At 48.8% G+C, this 15,440-nt stretch carries 17 protein-coding genes and 1 tRNA gene; 3 read left to right on the top strand and 15 right to left on the bottom strand.

Annotated elements, in window-relative coordinates; all coding sequences use genetic code 11:
* Positions 1-15: 15 nt before the first annotated feature.
* Positions 16-897 carry a UTP--glucose-1-phosphate uridylyltransferase GalU gene (galU, locus tag P400_RS0106695; protein WP_026825448.1) on the bottom strand — a complete coding sequence of 294 codons (882 nt, stop codon included), beginning with the start codon at positions 895-897 and terminating at the stop codon, positions 16-18.
* Positions 898-1,052: 155 nt separating this feature from the next.
* Between galU and P400_RS0106690 the strand changes: the two genes are divergently transcribed.
* Entirely contained in the window at positions 1,053-1,259 is a 207-nt protein-coding gene (locus P400_RS0106690) for a hypothetical protein (protein ID WP_026825447.1), read from the top strand.
* A 171-nt stretch (positions 1,260-1,430) separates the two neighbouring features.
* On the opposite strand, the gene eno is transcribed toward P400_RS0106690, so the two are convergent.
* The 8 genes from eno to P400_RS0106650 all read right to left on the bottom strand — a co-directional run bounded on the left by eno (position 1,431) and on the right by P400_RS0106650 (position 9,963).
* Complete coding sequence (gene eno / locus P400_RS0106685; protein WP_026825446.1) at positions 1,431-2,723, bottom strand: phosphopyruvate hydratase; 1,293 nt, start codon at positions 2,721-2,723, stop codon at positions 1,431-1,433.
* 36 nt (positions 2,724-2,759) lie between these two features.
* The gene (gpmI, locus tag P400_RS0106680) at positions 2,760-4,298 is read right to left on the bottom strand and encodes a 2,3-bisphosphoglycerate-independent phosphoglycerate mutase (protein WP_026825445.1); all 1,539 of its coding nucleotides are present in this window, start codon (positions 4,296-4,298) and stop codon (positions 2,760-2,762) included.
* Positions 4,299-5,051 carry a triose-phosphate isomerase gene (tpiA, locus tag P400_RS0106675; protein ID WP_026825444.1) on the bottom strand — a complete coding sequence of 251 codons (753 nt, stop codon included), beginning with the start codon at positions 5,049-5,051 and terminating at the stop codon, positions 4,299-4,301.
* Between the two features lie 18 nt (positions 5,052-5,069).
* Entirely contained in the window at positions 5,070-6,254 is a 1,185-nt protein-coding gene (locus tag P400_RS0106670; RefSeq protein ID WP_026825443.1) for a phosphoglycerate kinase, read from the bottom strand.
* A gap of 97 nt (positions 6,255-6,351) precedes the next feature.
* On the bottom strand, positions 6,352-7,359 hold the full coding sequence (gap, locus tag P400_RS0106665) for a type I glyceraldehyde-3-phosphate dehydrogenase (protein WP_026825442.1): 1,008 nt from the start codon (positions 7,357-7,359) through the stop codon (positions 6,352-6,354).
* Positions 7,360-7,416: 57 nt separating this feature from the next.
* Complete coding sequence (locus P400_RS0106660; RefSeq protein ID WP_026825441.1) at positions 7,417-8,442, bottom strand: sugar-binding transcriptional regulator; 1,026 nt, start codon at positions 8,440-8,442, stop codon at positions 7,417-7,419.
* 112 nt (positions 8,443-8,554) lie between these two features.
* Positions 8,555-8,812: a glutaredoxin family protein gene (locus tag P400_RS0106655; protein WP_034770922.1), complete on the bottom strand. Its 258-nt coding sequence runs from the start codon at positions 8,810-8,812 to the stop codon at positions 8,555-8,557.
* Between the two features lie 5 nt (positions 8,813-8,817).
* Positions 8,818-9,963: an RNA polymerase factor sigma-54 gene (locus tag P400_RS0106650; RefSeq protein WP_026825439.1), complete on the bottom strand. Its 1,146-nt coding sequence runs from the start codon at positions 9,961-9,963 to the stop codon at positions 8,818-8,820.
* A 118-nt stretch (positions 9,964-10,081) separates the two neighbouring features.
* Here P400_RS0106650 and P400_RS0106645 point away from each other — a divergent pair.
* Positions 10,082-10,154 (top strand) — tRNA-Arg (locus P400_RS0106645).
* A gap of 219 nt (positions 10,155-10,373) precedes the next feature.
* On the top strand, positions 10,374-10,949 hold the full coding sequence (gene clpP, locus P400_RS0106640) for an ATP-dependent Clp endopeptidase proteolytic subunit ClpP (RefSeq protein WP_012726916.1): 576 nt from the start codon (positions 10,374-10,376) through the stop codon (positions 10,947-10,949).
* A 56-nt stretch (positions 10,950-11,005) separates the two neighbouring features.
* Here the strand turns inward: clpP and P400_RS0106635 are convergent, their stop codons facing one another.
* The 6 genes from P400_RS0106635 to rapZ all read right to left on the bottom strand — a co-directional run bounded on the left by P400_RS0106635 (position 11,006) and on the right by rapZ (position 15,336).
* The gene (locus P400_RS0106635; RefSeq protein WP_235181827.1) at positions 11,006-11,449 is read right to left on the bottom strand and encodes a hypothetical protein; all 444 of its coding nucleotides are present in this window, start codon (positions 11,447-11,449) and stop codon (positions 11,006-11,008) included.
* A gap of 89 nt (positions 11,450-11,538) precedes the next feature.
* On the bottom strand, positions 11,539-12,063 hold the full coding sequence (locus P400_RS0106630) for a DUF2179 domain-containing protein (protein WP_026825437.1): 525 nt from the start codon (positions 12,061-12,063) through the stop codon (positions 11,539-11,541).
* Between the two features lie 92 nt (positions 12,064-12,155).
* The gene (locus tag P400_RS0106625) at positions 12,156-12,392 is read right to left on the bottom strand and encodes a hypothetical protein (protein WP_012726920.1); all 237 of its coding nucleotides are present in this window, start codon (positions 12,390-12,392) and stop codon (positions 12,156-12,158) included.
* Positions 12,393-12,478: 86 nt separating this feature from the next.
* Positions 12,479-13,432, bottom strand: coding sequence for a DNA-binding protein WhiA (gene whiA, locus P400_RS0106620; protein ID WP_026825436.1), 954 nt, complete (start codon positions 13,430-13,432; stop codon positions 12,479-12,481).
* A 34-nt stretch (positions 13,433-13,466) separates the two neighbouring features.
* Positions 13,467-14,462, bottom strand: coding sequence for a gluconeogenesis factor YvcK family protein (locus tag P400_RS0106615; RefSeq protein WP_026825435.1), 996 nt, complete (start codon positions 14,460-14,462; stop codon positions 13,467-13,469).
* A gap of 1 nt (position 14,463) precedes the next feature.
* A complete protein-coding gene (gene rapZ, locus P400_RS0106610) occupies positions 14,464-15,336 on the bottom strand; it encodes an RNase adapter RapZ (protein WP_026825434.1) in 873 nt (290 codons plus the stop codon).
* Between the last annotated feature and the right edge of the window lie 104 nt (positions 15,337-15,440).

The following is a 15,440-nucleotide window of genomic DNA, read 5'->3' as shown; positions in this document are numbered from 1 at the left end:
CAAAAATAACACACCTTACTGTTGATCAAGTTCGTCCACGAGCCGTTTCAATAAGGCGTGGACGTCATCTTTTAAATCAGGATCGCTGAGTGCATGGCAAATCGTCGTTTCGACGAACCCGATTGGCTCTCCGACATCATAGCGTCGACCATCAAATTCATAAGCGAAGACCGTTTCTGCCTCATTCAAGCGTGCAATCGCATCCGTCAATTGTATCTCGCCTCCGGCACCTGCTTCTTGCCCCGATAGCGCCTCGAAGACGTCCGGTTTCAAGATGTATCGACCGAGGATGGCGAAGTTAGACGGGGCCTCATCGACGGGCGGCTTCTCGACGAACGTCCTCACCGGGATGAGCTTCCCTTCGACGGCAAGCGGGTCAATTATACCATATCGGTTCGTCATTTCATACGGGACACGCTGTACCCCGATGATGGAACGTTCATGCTCCTCATATTGATCAATCAATTGCTTCGTAGCCGGTACGTCGGATTCGATGATATCGTCTCCGAGTAAGACAGCGAACGGCTCATCCCCGATAAACTTTCGGGCGCACCAAATCGCGTGACCGAGACCTTTTGGCTCCTGTTGGCGTATGTAGTGAATGTTCGCCAAGTTCGAGGAGTGACGGACCGATTCGAGCAAGCGGGTCTTCCCTTTCGATTCGAGGTTCTGCTCCAATTCGAGCGCACGGTCGAAGTGGTCTTCAATCGCCCGTTTATTCTTACCTGTGACGATGATGATGTCCTCAATCCCTGAGGCGACGGCCTCCTCGACGATGAACTGGATCGTCGGCTTGTTGACAATCGGCAACATTTCTTTTGGCATGGCTTTCGTGGCAGGAAGGAAGCGGGTGCCGAGACCGGCGGCTGGGATGATGGCTTTTCGTACTCGTGTCATAAGCAGTGGCTCCTTTACTCGTTATGTAGAGAGTATACCCAAATTTTGTGCAAACTTACACAACCCTAAACTAGTTATGTTGAGGCAATTAAAGAAATATAAATAGTATTTTTTACTCCTAATGATATTATAAATATTGGAAGGAGGTGACTTTTATGCCTTTGTATGGATACAATAAAAATGTTGATCAAAACGGAAAACACGAAGTACACACATTTAACTGTTCTTTCAAACCATTTAACTTAGAAGAGATAGGCTCAGCCTCAGATTGTAAAGAAGCTATCTTAAAAGCTAAAAGGTTGACTGGAAAAACAAATTTTGATGGCTGTTACTATTGCAGTCGTGAATGTAGTAAATCTTAATACACTCAATATTACATGGCACACTATTGACAGGTTCTCTGTCTATTAGTGTGTTTTTTAATTATCATTATACAATTTCGGATTCTAAATTCTATAACGTAGATTTCGCAAGTTAAAGTATAGAAACCACAAAAAAACAGGCCCGCACGAAGCGAGCCTGAAAACAATCAATTATTTTTTGAGGTTATAGAACGACTTGATGCCGTCGTATTTCGCAACATCGCCGAGCATGTCTTCGATGCGGAGAAGTTGGTTGTATTTCGCGATACGGTCAGTACGTGAAAGTGAACCAGTTTTGATTTGACCAGCGTTTGTCGCAACAGCGATGTCCGCGATTGTCGCATCTTCTGTTTCACCAGAACGGTGTGAGATAACTGCTGTGTAGCCAGCTTTTTTAGCCATTTCGATTGCGTCGAATGTTTCTGTGAGCGTACCGATTTGGTTAACTTTGATGAGGATCGAGTTTGAGATTCCTTTTTCGATACCTTCAGCAAGTTTCTCAGTGTTCGTTACGAAGAGGTCATCCCCAACGAGCTGAACTTTGCTACCGATTTTGTCAGTAAGCAATTTGAAGCCGTCCCAGTCGTTTTCGTCGCAACCGTCTTCGATTGAGATGATTGGGTACTTGTCGACGAGCTCAGCGTAGAAGTCTACAAGCTCAGCAGTTGTCATCGTTTTGCCTTCACCAGCGAGTTCGTACTTGCCAGTTGACTTGTCATAGAATTCTGAAGACGCAACGTCCATTGCGAGGTAGATATCTTCTCCAGCTTTGTAACCAGCTTTTTCGATCGCTTCAAGGATAACTGTGATCGCTTCTTCGTTTGACTTCAAGTTTGGTGCGAAACCACCTTCGTCACCAACAGCCGTGTTGAGACCCATACCAGAAAGAACTGATTTGAGGGCGTGGAATACTTCTGCACCCATGCGGAGCGCTTCACGGAACGTTGGCGCGCCAACAGGCATAATCATGAACTCTTGGAAGTCAACGTTGTTGTCAGCGTGTGAACCACCGTTGATGATGTTCATCATTGGAGTCGGAAGCGTCTTCGCGTTGAATCCACCGAGGTATGTGTAAAGTGGAAGGCCAAGCTCGTCTGCTGCTGCGTGTGCTGCTGCCATTGAGACACCGAGGATCGCGTTCGCGCCGAGTTTACCTTTGTTTTTCGTACCGTCGAGCTCAATCATTTTCGCATCGAGTGCGTTTTGGTCGAATACATCGTAGCCGATGAGTTCTGGTGCGATCGTGTCGTTCACGTTCGCAACTGCTTTCAAGACACCTTTACCGAGGTAACGTGACTTGTCGCCATCGCGAAGCTCAACTGCTTCGTGCTCACCTGTTGATGCGCCTGATGGGACGAGGGCACGGCCGAAACCGCCGTCTTCTGTGAAGACTTCTACTTCTACTGATGGGTTACCGCGTGAATCTAAAATTTCGCGTGCGTAAATTTCTGTAATCATTGACATGAAAAATCGCTCCTTTTCGTTTGAAAAATAGTTGTTTTATTTTGTAACGATTGATGAACCAGTCATTTCAGCTGGCTGCTCTCCACCGAGAAGGTCGAGAAGCGTTGGGGCGAGGTCGCAAAGTGCGCCTTCGAGAACTGGTTTCAGTTCGACTCCCTCTTTTGTGACGATACATGGAACAGGTTCCGTCGTGTGCGCCGTCATCGGTGAACCATCTGGGTTCGTGACGATGTCCGCGTTCCCGTGGTCCGCTGTGATGATGGCCGCGCCACCTTTAGCAAGTAATGCGTCCACTACTTTACCGAGGCATTCGTCGACCACTTCGATCGCTTTCTTCGTCGGCTCAAGCTTACCTGAGTGTCCGACCATATCCGGGTTCGCGAAGTTGATGATGTATGCATCATACTCATCCGACTCGATACGTTCGAGCAAACCGTCTGTGAGTTCATATGCGCTCATTTCTGGTTGAAGATCGTACGTCGCGACTTTCGGTGAAGGTACGAGGAGACGATCCTCACCTTCGAACGGCTTCTCTTGTTGTCCGTTCAAGAAGAACGTGACGTGTGGGTACTTCTCTGTTTCTGCGGCGCGGAGTTGCTTGTATCCTTGCGCAGAGAGTGTTTCCCCGAGTGTGTTCTTCAAATCTTCTGGTGGGAAGACGATATCTGTGTCAATCACATCCGAGTACTTCGTCATCGAAACGAGGAGAAGGTTCTCAGGATGATTTTCAGAGAGTTTGAAGCCTTCGAATCCGGCTTTCTCTTTGAACACTTTCGACAACTGAATCGCCCGGTCCGGACGGAAGTTGAAGAACATGATGGCATCGTTGTCTTGGATTGTCGCGACCGGCTTGCCATCTTTTTCGATGACGGTCGGTAAGACGAACTCATCCGTCAAATCGTTCTCGTAAGACTTCTTGAGAACCTCGACTGGGTCCGTGCCGACTTCGCCTTTGCCGTTTACAAGAACGTCGTATACTTTCTCGACGCGCTCCCAACGGTTGTCGCGGTCCATGGCATAGTAGCGACCAGACACGCTAGCGACTTGACCGACACCGAGTTCAGCAAGCTTCTCTTCTGTTTCCTTGAGGAAACCAGCTCCTGACTTCGGATCACAGTCACGGCCGTCCGTGAACGCGTGAATGTACACTTTTTCGATGCCGTGTAGTTTTGCGAACTCAACGATGGCAAACATGTGGTTGATGTGCGAGTGAATCCCGCCATCTGACACGAGGCCCATGATGTGGAGGCTCGAGTCATGTTTCTTCACATGTCCTGCCAAATGGTTCATCGCTTGACGATCGAATAACGAACGGTCTTTGATTGCGTTGTTGACGCGTGAGAGTGACTGATAGACGACCCGGCCGGCACCGATGTTCAAGTGACCGACTTCCGAGTTCCCCATCTGTCCTTCTGGAAGACCGACGTACTCGCCTTTTGCGTTTAAGAGCGTATGTGGATACTGCTCCCAGTAGCGGTCGAAGTTCGGTTTGTCCGCGGCCATGACCGCGTTACCGAACGATTCGTCACGCATCCCGAAACCATCTAAGATGATGAGTGCGACTGGTCTAGCCATTTAAATCGCCTCCAACAATTTGAGGAACGAAGCGGCTTCAAGTGAAGCACCGCCGACGAGTGCGCCGTCGATGTCTTCTTGTGCCATGTACTCTTTGATGTTCTCAGGTTTGACAGATCCACCGTATTGGATGCGTACTGCAGCCGCTACGTCTTCGCCGTAAAGACCTTTCACAACGTCACGAACATACTTACAAGAGCTTTGTGCGTCAGCTTCGTCCGCTGATTTACCTGTACCGATTGCCCAAACTGGCTCGTACGCAATGACGAGTTGTTTGACTTGGTCAGCAGAGAGGTCAGCTAGACCGCCTTCGACTTGTGTTTTGATGACTTCTTCGAACTTGTCGCCTTCGCGCTCCTCGAGTGTTTCACCGACACAAACGATTGGCGTAAGACCGTGTTCAAACGCTTTTTTCGTTTTGCTGTTGATGAACGCATCTGATTCGCCGAAGTACTCGCGACGTTCTGAGTGACCGAGGATGACGTACGTCACACCAAGGTCAGCGACCATCACTGGGCTGATTTCGCCAGTGTAGGCACCGCTATCTTTGTCGTACATGTTTTGTGCACCGAGCATTAAGTTTGACCCTTTAGCTGCTTCTACCATCGGTGCGAGGAAAAGTGCCGGAGCACCAATCGCTGCATCTACTTTGTCAGTAGATGGGATGTTGTTTTTTACTTCCTCTACGAAAGCGACAGCTTCCGAGAGTGTTTTGTTCATTTTCCAGTTACCTGCAATAATCGGTTTACGCATCGATAACCCTCCTCTAAATTACTTGTCGTTCAACGCCTCGACACCTGGAAGTTTTTTGCCTTCCATGAATTCGAGTGACGCGCCGCCACCAGTTGAGATGTGACTCATCTTGTCAGCAAGACCAAACTTGGCTGCCGCAGCGGCTGAGTCGCCACCACCGATGATTGAGTATGCATCGCTGTCCGCAAGTGCTTGAGCGACACCTTTCGTTCCGTTTGCGTATTTATCGAGTTCGAATACGCCCATCGGTCCGTTCCATACGACAAGTTTCGATTCGCGAATCGCGTCCGCGTAAAGTTCGACTGTCTTCGGTCCGATATCGAGACCCATGTGATCCGCTGGGATCGAGTCGATATCGACTGGGCCGACATACGTTTCTTCGCCGAATTCTTTCGCGATGACGCAGTCGACAGGCATCAAGAATTTCACGCCTTTGTCTTCTGCTTTCTTCATGAATTGACGAGCGAGGTCAAGCTTATCCTCTTCAAGGAGTGAATTCCCAACTTCGTGCCCGAGTGCTTTCGAGAACGTGTACGAGAGTCCACCACCGATGATGAGTGTGTCAACGATGTCAAGAAGGTGGTCGATGACCCCAATCTTGTCAGCTACTTTCGATCCGCCGATAATCGCCGTGAACGGACGATCCGGGTTAGAAAGAGCTTTACCGAGAACTTCAAGTTCTTTTTCCATCAAGAGACCCGAAACGGCTGTATCCACGTGGTGTGCAACCCCTTCAGTTGAAGCGTGCGCACGGTGAGCCGCGCCGAATGCGTCGTTGACGTATACGTCAGCAAGTGCTGCAAATCCTTTTGCAAGCTCAGGATCGTTTTTCGTTTCTCCTGGGTAGAAACGAACATTCTCTAAAACGACGACATCGCCTTCAGAGAGTTTAGCGACCGCTTCTTCTGCAACAGGGCCGTATGCTTCTTCGACGAGCGGTACATCTTTTCCGAGGAGCTCAGCGAGACGCTTTGCTACCGGAGCAAGTGAGAACTCAGGGTTCTTCTCGCCTTTTGGACGGCCGAGGTGGCTCGCAAGGACAAGTTTCGCACCACCGTCAAGCAAGTGCTTGATCGTTGGAAGTGCGGCTTGGATCCGAGTTTCATCTTGGATGACGCCATCTTTGAGTGGAACGTTGAAGTCAACGCGGCAAAAGACGCGTTTCCCTTTTACATCGATGTCACGAATAGACTGTTTGTTCATAACTTTCGCCTCCATATGTCGTGCGTGTTATTTCATAAATAGAGCGGAGAACAATCTCTTGTTTCCGCTCCTATTTGATTCTATTTAGTTCACGAACTTACTTCGCGATGTTAGCGAAGTGCTTAACTGTGCGAACCAATTGTGCAGTGTAAGACATTTCGTTGTCGTACCAAGAAACCGTCTTAACGAGTTGCTTGTCGCCAACTGTCATCACTTTAGTTTGAGTCGCATCGAAGAGTGAACCGTATGCGATACCAACGACGTCAGAAGAAACGATTTGGTCTTCAGTGTAACCGAATGACTCGTTCGCTGCTGCTTTCATTGCTGCGTTTACTTCGTCAACAGATACTTGCTTGTCGAGTACAGTTACGAGTTCAGTGAGTGAACCTGTAGCAACTGGTACACGTTGTGCAGCACCGTCAAGTTTTCCTTGAAGTTCAGGAATTACAAGACCGATTGCTTTAGCAGCACCTGTTGTGTTAGGAACGATGTTCGCTGCAGCTGCACGTGCACGACGGAAGTCACCTTTAGGGTGTGGAGCGTCAAGCGTGTTTTGGTCACCAGTGTAAGCGTGAATCGTCGTCATGAGACCTTCAACGATTCCGAACTGATCTTGAAGAACTTTAGCCATTGGTGCCAAGCAGTTTGTTGTACAAGAAGCACCTGAGATGACTGTTTCAGAACCATCAAGAATTTCGTGGTTTGTGTTGTAAACAACAGTTTTCATGTCACCTGTAGCAGGAGCCGAGATAACAACTTTCTTCGCGCCAGCTTTCAAGTGAAGCTCAGCTTTTTCTTTTGAAGTGAAGAATCCAGTACATTCGAGAACGATGTCTACACCGAGGTCTCCCCATGGAAGTTCTTCAGGGTTACGGTTAGCGAGCGTGATAACTTTCTCTCCGTTTACGAGGAAGTGATCGTCGTGTACTTCAACTTCTCCATCGAAACGACCTTGAGTCGTGTCATATTTGAGAAGGTGTGCAAGCATCTTCGTGTCTGTCAAGTCGTTGATTGCAACAACTTCGATTCCTTCGTTTTTGATGATCTCGCGGAATGCCAAACGACCGATACGTCCAAATCCGTTAATACCAACTTTTACTGCCATGTTAATTTCCTCCTTAGGGTAGAAGCTATTTATTGAAGAGCCAACGGGGTCAACTCTTTAATAACAAGTTAATAATTCTTTCGCCGCACCTTCGTCTGTGACGAGGATGATGTTCGACGTGTGTTTCGCATAAGCGGCGATCGCCTGCGCCTTCGACTTTCCTCCAGCAACCGCAATGACGGTATCCATGTCATCCAGCTCTTCGAGTTGAATCCCAACCGTCTTGACGCGATGGACGATTTCACCTTCAGCATTGAAATAATATCCGAATGCCTCGGCGACGGCATCATGCCGTTCAATCATCCGCAAATGCTCCGGCGATGCGTGACGACGTTTTGCCATCGTTTCTGCCTCACCAATTCCATGTACCACTATTTGCGCCGCTCTAATCATTTCCAGCACATTTTTTATGCTAGGTTCCTCCACCATCCGGTCGAACGTTTCTTGTGATACTTCATCCGGAATATGTAGAAGATGATAGTCTGCGTGGGCCCGGTCCGCCATGCGTGAACAGACGGTGTTTGCTTGAAGTTCAAGCGTTTCTCCCAGACCTCCACGTGCCGGCACAAAGTGCATCGGGCGTTCTTTTTTATCGGGCGACATCATGGCCGCAACCGATGCCATCGTCGTTCCACCTGTTACCGCGATCACGTTATCATCCGGCGCGAGCCGCGCTTTTAATTGCGTGACCGCTGCCCGTCCGATATCGCGTTGGACCCAGAATGTTTCATCCGAATCACCCGGCACGATGACGACTTGGCGAACCCCTAACTTCTCTTCAAGCTCTCTTGCCACTTCTGAGATTCCAAGAAGCTCTCCCATAATCTCATGCAAGTCTCGCAAGACGTTTCGTCCCGTCTCACTGAGGGAAATTCCTTGAGTAGCGACGTAAAGGAGACCTTGATCTTTCAAAAAGTCAACCTCTCGCCTGAGTACTCGTTCGGTCAATCCCAAACTCGTTGCGAGTGTCCTGCGGCCGATTGGCTGCATCAAGCGGACGTAATGTAAGATATCGTAACGATGTCGGAGCGTATCGAGCAGGTCAGGGACAATTTGCTTCTGAACGTGAATCAGTTGCTGGATCATGCTCATACCCCCTCGACTTTAAGTGTGGACAATTTTCGTCCCACTTTTTTATTTGCGTCCCACCGCTACGAGTTCATCTTATCAATCACTTTTCCGTCTGACAACCCCTTCAAACGTTTTTTTTCAATGTAAGCGTATACTTAACAAAATCTTCAACTTTGTTGTCATCATATCGCCCTTGACTGATGACCTCTCCTTCATGTATAAGAACGGGGATTTCGAAGAGATACTTTTCTTCGAGTACCTCGTCCCCTGTGATATCAATTTGTTCGATTTCAATTGGATAGTCTTCTTGAAGCCATTCGAGCATGACGACCGCCTCGTCACAAAGCGAGCAATTCTCACGTTTATATAATGTCAATTTCATCTGAGTCACCCTTTCCATAACTGCCGCTCACGCTCCCGTGAGTTACCGAACCCTAGTTCTTCCCGGTAGTTCGTCACCGTCCGACGTGTCACTTGATAACCGTATCGTGCCAGCTCATGGGCGAGCGTCTGGTCACTTTGTGGTGCTGTCTCTTGTTGAATCAGTTCAGCGAGCGTACGTTTGATCATAAACGGTGAATGACCATGACTCGTCGACCGGACAAAAAAGTGTCTCCACTCCATAATCCCGTTCTCAGTCTTGGCGAATTTCCCTTGGATGGCACGCCCGACCGTCGATTCATGTTTTCCGATCAAGTGCGCGACCGTCCGACGGGTCAACGGGTTGAGGACGAGTTTTCCCTTGAGCCATTCCGTCTGACGTGATTCGATGACGCCCCAAATCTCACGCAACGTCTCATTCCGCATCGCAAGGGATGTCATCCACCATCTCGCCTCACGGTCATTGCCGACTCGCGTCGAATCGAGCTCAGGGCTGAGCCACGTCGTGACGAGTTTTTCGTCTTCATAGCGCACCTCGACTTCCGGAAAAATTTGACTAGTTTCTTCATATAAACTAGGACGTTTCGGAAGCGTCGCTACAATACGTTCTAGACCGGCAAGCTCTTCCTCTGAGACGGCAAGTACGATTGCCATCTGTTGATGACTCACACCGTTCTCGATTGCGTCGAATACATCGACGACACGAGGGTCGTCATGTTCGATCGCATGTCGATATTGACACTCTCTTTCTGTTCTCGCCCCAATCCCCGTCGGTTCAAGAAACAAGAGCGCCTGTCTCGCTTGTTCGATTTGAGCGACATCAACTTGAAGACGCTCCGCCAACACTTCATTCGTGTCCGGCAATAATCCTCGATGGTCGAGCAAGAGGACGAGCTTTCGTCTAAGCTCTTTATCCCTCTCACTACCGTTCCCTTCTTGAATTTGGGTGAACAGCTTCTCTTCAAACGCGCTCGCCACATCCTCGATCCATTCGACACCCCCGCTTCCGAGATGGATGTTCGCGTTATGTCGGGCTAGCCGTGCAAGACGAAATATGAGCGCCAGACGATCCGCCTCGAGCACCGGTAGCCGTTGCACGAGGTCTTGCGTCATCTGTTGCTGTTGCACTTGTTTTTGTTCTTGCCGTTGCATCGTTCTCCCCCCTCTTCTCTATTGTAACGAACCCGCTCCACTCGCGCTCAAAAAAGGTAAATGAACAGGATTGCTTTTTCAATAAAACAAATGTATAATAAATTCGTGTCACACATATGCACCCGTAGCTCAGGGGATAGAGCACTGGTTTCCGGTGCCAGGTGTCGGGAGTTCGAATCTCTCCGGGTGTATCAGAAATAAAGGACGAAGACCTTAGTTGGTTTTCGTCCTTTTTGTATATTTTCACCTACAATTTCAAACCACCCCGCTTCCGAATAGAATAACGTGAGCACTTGAGACGTTTTACACATCGTGGGTCGTGGAATAACCAGTAGAAAGGGTTTCTGTTTGACCAACATTGACTATACAGGTATGATGAAATTACAACCTACATAAAGGAGGCAGATTCAATGTTAATTCCAACAGTTATCGAACAAACAGGCCGTGGGGAGCGCGCGTATGACATCTACTCACGCTTGCTCAAAGACCGTATCATCCTTCTCGGTAGTGCGATTGACGACAACGTCGCGAACTCCATCGTCGCACAGCTCCTCTTCCTCGCAGCTGAGGATCCAGAAAAGGACATCTCGCTCTACATCAACAGCCCAGGTGGTTCGATTACAGCAGGTATGGCGATCTATGACACGATGAACTTCATCAAGCCGAACGTGTCGACGATTTGTATCGGAATGGCTGCATCGATGGGTGCCTTCTTGCTCCAAGCCGGTGAAAAAGGTAAACGCTTCGCATTGCCAAACGCGGAGATTATGATTCACCAACCGCTCGGTGGCACACAAGGCCAAGCGTCAGACATTAAAATTCACGCAGAACGCATCATCAAAATGCGTGAGAAGTTGAACCAAATCATGGCAGAAAACACTGGACAGCCACTTGAAGTCATCGAACGCGACACAGAGCGCGACTACTTCATGGCAGCTGACCAAGCGAAAGACTACGGTCTCATCGACAAAGTCATGACACGCTAATCATACAAAAGACGTTTCCCATTTCTATCGGGAAACGTCTTTTAATATGGTTTTTGTCACTTTTCGGACACCTTGACGCCGAATACGTACCGACTATCGCCTTGCGTCCATTCCCCGCCGAATTCATAGAGATAGGTGCCCGGCTCCTCCGGGACGATTGCGTCTGTCGGGACGAGTTCGCCGTCTTCGATTCGATGAAAACTCGATGCCTTCGGTTCCGCATGATAGACGACGTCGATTCGGTCTCCCGGTTTGACCGTAATCAGTTGCAGGTCATCCGCTTCCGGCAAACCATAGTCGGCGCATGTCGCTTGATTGCCGGCCTCCCAACAGTACGTCGATTGTTCTACTTCCGCCGTCACCGAACCGACTCGGACAGTCGGGAGTGGTGGTTTGACGGTGTCTTCTCCGTCGCCTAACAGCGTCACGGCAAAATAGATGATGCCAACACCGACAAGCAAGAATAATAAGACAATCCAAAAACGTCGATTGCTCTTCACGGTCTCATCTCCTTCTCTCACTAGTTCCCTATCGCGTAGTAAAATTCCTACTCCAACAAAAAAAGACCCACTTACGTGAGTCTCGTGCGTCATTTCGGGCGACGTAGCCCTTTCATCATATAGCCGCCTTTGAAATCAATCGGGTCAAATGCGACGAGAAACGCCTTCGGTTCATGTTTCTCGACAAGTTCACGAAGTTCCTTCATCCGTGTCCGGGCCGCCAATACGTCAAGACGATAACGGATTCCGTCACGTCCTTGACCTTGGTAATGTGTCACACCGTATCCATTGTCGCGCATCTGTTGAATGAGCTCGGCCGGGTACTCTTTCGTGTGAACTTGAATCATGTTGTAGCCGATTGCGAGTTTCCGTTCGACGAAGCCACCGAGTAAAATCCCGAGTCCGAACCCGACCGCATAGACGATCATTCCGAGCGTCGTCAAATCCTGGAATACAATACCGAGCGCGAAGATATAAATTAATGTTTCTAGCGTACCAAACATCGCTGCAATCATTGTTTTGCCTTTAACAAGCATAATCGTTCGAAGGGTCAGAACCGGCACGAAGATTAATTGTAACAATAAAATAAGTAGCAATTGACTTGCTTGTCCCATACATTTGCCCTCCTCTTTATTCAGTACCTCAACTATTCCAAATTTTCTGGAGAGATGCAACTAAAAAAGGCTGACCGAAGTCAACCTTTCACTTAGTTATCTAGATTCTTTACGCTCGTGAGCAACTCGTAGTCTTTACGAATGACTTCGTAGATTGCATTCTTATCTCCGTTCAACAACTCTTCTGCACGAAGCTGGTTCAAGAAGAGGCTCGTTGCAAACGTGACGAGTGCACTTTTCGGAATCCCGATTTCTTTTGCACGCTCTGTGATGACTTGATCGAGCTTAGCGTCGATCGTGAGCGATAATCTTTTCTTTTCATTCGACATAATGATGAAGCTCCTTTAATTCGCTTTTCATAAAACCTATACACAATTGCTTATTATATAGGAAGAATGGTTTTGGTGCAACCGCATCACGAAGATGCAATCTCGCCACCGCTGCGCACACGCTCGGCAATTTGATCAATTTTACGAAGTCTATGGTTGATTCCTGACTTCGATATTGGTCCGGACTCGAGCATCTCCCCGAGCTCCTGCAAGGAGACGTCTTGATGCGTGACACGCAGTTCGGCGATCTCCCGCAGTTTTTTCGGCAAGACATCGAGTCCGACTGTCCGTTCTAAGAATTTGATATTCTCAACCTGACGCAATGCCGCACCGACCGTCTTGTTCAAGTTCGCTGTCTCACAGTTGACGAGACGGTTGACGGAGTTACGCATATCTTTGATGATGCGTGCATCTTCAAATTCCAGCATCCCTCGTGTGGCGCCAATCAATTTGAGGAAATCTGAGATTTTCTCGCTCTCTTTCATGTAAAGGATATGTCCTTTTTTCCGTTCGAGCGTCTTTGCGTTCAAATCAAAGCGGTTCGCCAAATCACGTAGCGCCTGATTATGATTTTCATACAAACTATACACTTCGAGGTGATACGATGACGTCTTCGGATGGTTGATCGACCCACCCGCAAGAAACGCCCCACGTAAATAGGCACGTGCCAAGTTCTCGTCCCTTGTCATATCCGAGTTCAGTGTCCGGATCATCTCATAATTCTCTCCGAGAATCTCGAGGTCCCGAAGCATCGTCTCTGCATGTTGTGATACACGGACGATATAGACGTTGTTCTTTTTCAGACGCATTTTCTTCCGTACAAACAAATCGAGCGGATGGTCGTAAAGCCGCTTCATCAATGAATACATCCGCCGGGCAATCGAGGCGTTCTCCGTCGAGACATCAAGGGTCATACCTCGTCCTAGGGCAAGCGAGATGACTCCATTCATCCGAACGAGTGCCGACAATTCAGCTTTCGCCTCGGCATCGTTTGCTTCGAGCTGGGTGAGTTCTTTCTTCACATCTGATGCAAAGCTCATCGAGTTCCCCTCCTTTCTATCTTTCAAACAATCTTTATTTCAATTCCAACTCCTGAAACGAACGAGGTTTCTTAATCCGAAGCACCCGTTGCATGACAAGTCCGGCGATGGCATCAGAGTCATGGCGGATATAATCGCGGTTATAGTCAACGATATCCCCTGCGAGGACGTTCGTCCCGTAGTGTCGGAGCTTTTTCCGGTCGAAACGGACTTCTTCTGATCCGTCTTCAAGATAGCGCTCTAAATAGTCTTCAGCAATCGGCTCGTTATTAACAACAATCGTGTCAATTGATGCCTTCCCGAGGTACGACTCGACGACTTTCAAATGTTTCATCGCGTCATAACCTTTCGTCTCCCCCGGTTGTGTCATAACGTTACAAATGTAGACGACCGGGACTTTCGAGCGGATGATTTCTTCCCGTACGGCCGGGATGAGTAAGTTCGGGATGATGCTCGTATAGAGACTTCCTGGACCGAGGACGATGACGTCTGCTTCTTCAATTGCCTCAACGACCCCGGGTGCCGGCTTGATGCCGTCCTCGAGTAAGAACAGGCGTTTAATCGGCTGCTCTTGGAGCGGGATTTTGGATTCCCCTTTGACAATCGTTCCGTCTTCGAACTCCGCCGCGAGTGTCATGAGCGTCTCTGTGACCGGCAATACCTTCCCTTGTGCGTTCAAGAGCTGTGACATGACGTCAATCGCTTTCACAAACGAGCCTTCACAAATGTGCGTCGCCGCCGTGAGCATCAAGTTTCCGAGGGAGTGCCCTTCTAAGCCATAGCCCGTGTCGAATCGGTATTGCAAAATTTTATCCATTAATGGCTCGACTTCCGATAATGCCAAGATGACGTTTCGAATGTCCCCTGGAGGCAACATATGAAACTCGTCACGCAGACGTCCCGAACTCCCGCCGTCATCGCCTACCGTGACGATGGCCGTGATGTCGAGCGGATAATGTTTCAAGCCACGAACGAGAGTGGACAATCCCGTTCCTCCACCGATGGCCACTACTTTCCGGTCTCGTCTCATGTCACTTCTCCTTCGTCGCGTGAGCGAGGTCACGGTGGACTGTCTTCACGTTATATCGCTCGGCGAAGTGTTCCGATACTTTCTCAGCAAATGTGATCGATCGGTGTTTTCCGCCCGTACAACCGAACGCCACGACAATCTGTGTCTTTCCTTCGCGCTTATATTGCGGAAGGAGGAACTCGAGCATGTCAATCAACTTTTTATAGAACGCTCGTGCCTCCGGATGTGACATGACGTAATCCTGCACTTCTGTCGTCTGACCCGTGAGCGGTCGAAGCTCAGGTATATAAAACGGGTTCGTAATGAAACGGACATCGAATAACAAGTCGATATCGAGCGGCACCCCATGTTTGAAACCAAACGACATGAAGTTGACCGTGAACGGAATCCGTTCCTCATTAAATTGTTGTAGGATGCGGTCCTTCAACATCTGTGGCTTCAAATCACTCGTGTCATAAAGCGTATGAGCACGGTCACGGAATCCTTCTAGCAGTTCGCGCTCCATCTTGATCCCAACGAGTGGCGCATCTTCAGGTGCGAGCGGATGTGAACGTCGTGTCTCTTTATAGCGACGAACGAGCACGTCGTCCCTTGTCTCTAAGTACAATAGATGTGGATGTACATTTTTCTTTTCTAAATCGTCAATGACGATGAACAAGCTGTCGATAAAATCTCTCGTGCGTGTATCAATAGCGACCGCGATTTTCGGCCGGACCGAGCTGATGACATCAATCAATTGTGGCAAGAGAACCGGCGGTAAGTTATCGACACAAAAATAGCCGAGGTCCTCGAAACTATTCATCGCGACCGACTTCCCTGCCCCGCTCATTCCACTGATGATGATCAATTCTTCTAATCCTTTAAAATCTTCCATCTCGCTGACGCCCCCTTAAAATTGACAACCGAGCCGTGTGTGCAGCTCTCTCCATCTAGTATAACGAACGTCCGAAAAAAAGAGAAGGACCGCGGTTCCCCGCA

Source organism: Exiguobacterium marinum DSM 16307, assembly GCF_000620845.1.
Lineage (GTDB): Bacteria > Bacillota > Bacilli > Exiguobacteriales > Exiguobacteriaceae > Exiguobacterium > Exiguobacterium marinum.
Note: the sequence above shows the minus strand (reverse complement) of the source record. Positions and strands in the feature narration are given on the sequence as shown.

Excerpts from the sequence above, each read along its gene's own strand:
- galU (WP_026825448.1), bottom strand. The coding sequence starts at position 897 with ATGACACGAGTACGAAAAGCCATCATCCCAGCCGCCGGTCTCGGCACC.
- P400_RS0106690 (WP_026825447.1), top strand. The coding sequence starts at position 1,053 with ATGCCTTTGTATGGATACAATAAAAATGTTGATCAAAACGGAAAACAC.
- eno (WP_026825446.1), bottom strand. The coding sequence starts at position 2,723 with ATGTCAATGATTACAGAAATTTACGCACGCGAAATTTTAGATTCACGC.
- gpmI (WP_026825445.1), bottom strand. The coding sequence starts at position 4,298 with ATGGCTAGACCAGTCGCACTCATCATCTTAGATGGTTTCGGGATGCGT.
- tpiA (WP_026825444.1), bottom strand. The coding sequence starts at position 5,051 with ATGCGTAAACCGATTATTGCAGGTAACTGGAAAATGAACAAAACACTC.
- P400_RS0106670 (WP_026825443.1), bottom strand. The coding sequence starts at position 6,254 with ATGAACAAACAGTCTATTCGTGACATCGATGTAAAAGGGAAACGCGTC.
- gap (WP_026825442.1), bottom strand. The coding sequence starts at position 7,359 with ATGGCAGTAAAAGTTGGTATTAACGGATTTGGACGTATCGGTCGTTTG.
- P400_RS0106655 (WP_034770922.1), bottom strand. The coding sequence starts at position 8,812 with ATGAAATTGACATTATATAAACGTGAGAATTGCTCGCTTTGTGACGAG.
- P400_RS0106650 (WP_026825439.1), bottom strand. The coding sequence starts at position 9,963 with ATGCAACGGCAAGAACAAAAACAAGTGCAACAGCAACAGATGACGCAA.
- clpP (WP_012726916.1), top strand. The coding sequence starts at position 10,374 with ATGTTAATTCCAACAGTTATCGAACAAACAGGCCGTGGGGAGCGCGCG.
- P400_RS0106630 (WP_026825437.1), bottom strand. The coding sequence starts at position 12,063 with ATGGGACAAGCAAGTCAATTGCTACTTATTTTATTGTTACAATTAATC.
- P400_RS0106625 (WP_012726920.1), bottom strand. The coding sequence starts at position 12,392 with ATGTCGAATGAAAAGAAAAGATTATCGCTCACGATCGACGCTAAGCTC.
- whiA (WP_026825436.1), bottom strand. The coding sequence starts at position 13,432 with ATGAGCTTTGCATCAGATGTGAAGAAAGAACTCACCCAGCTCGAAGCA.
- P400_RS0106615 (WP_026825435.1), bottom strand. The coding sequence starts at position 14,462 with ATGAGACGAGACCGGAAAGTAGTGGCCATCGGTGGAGGAACGGGATTG.
- rapZ (WP_026825434.1), bottom strand. The coding sequence starts at position 15,336 with ATGGAAGATTTTAAAGGATTAGAAGAATTGATCATCATCAGTGGAATG.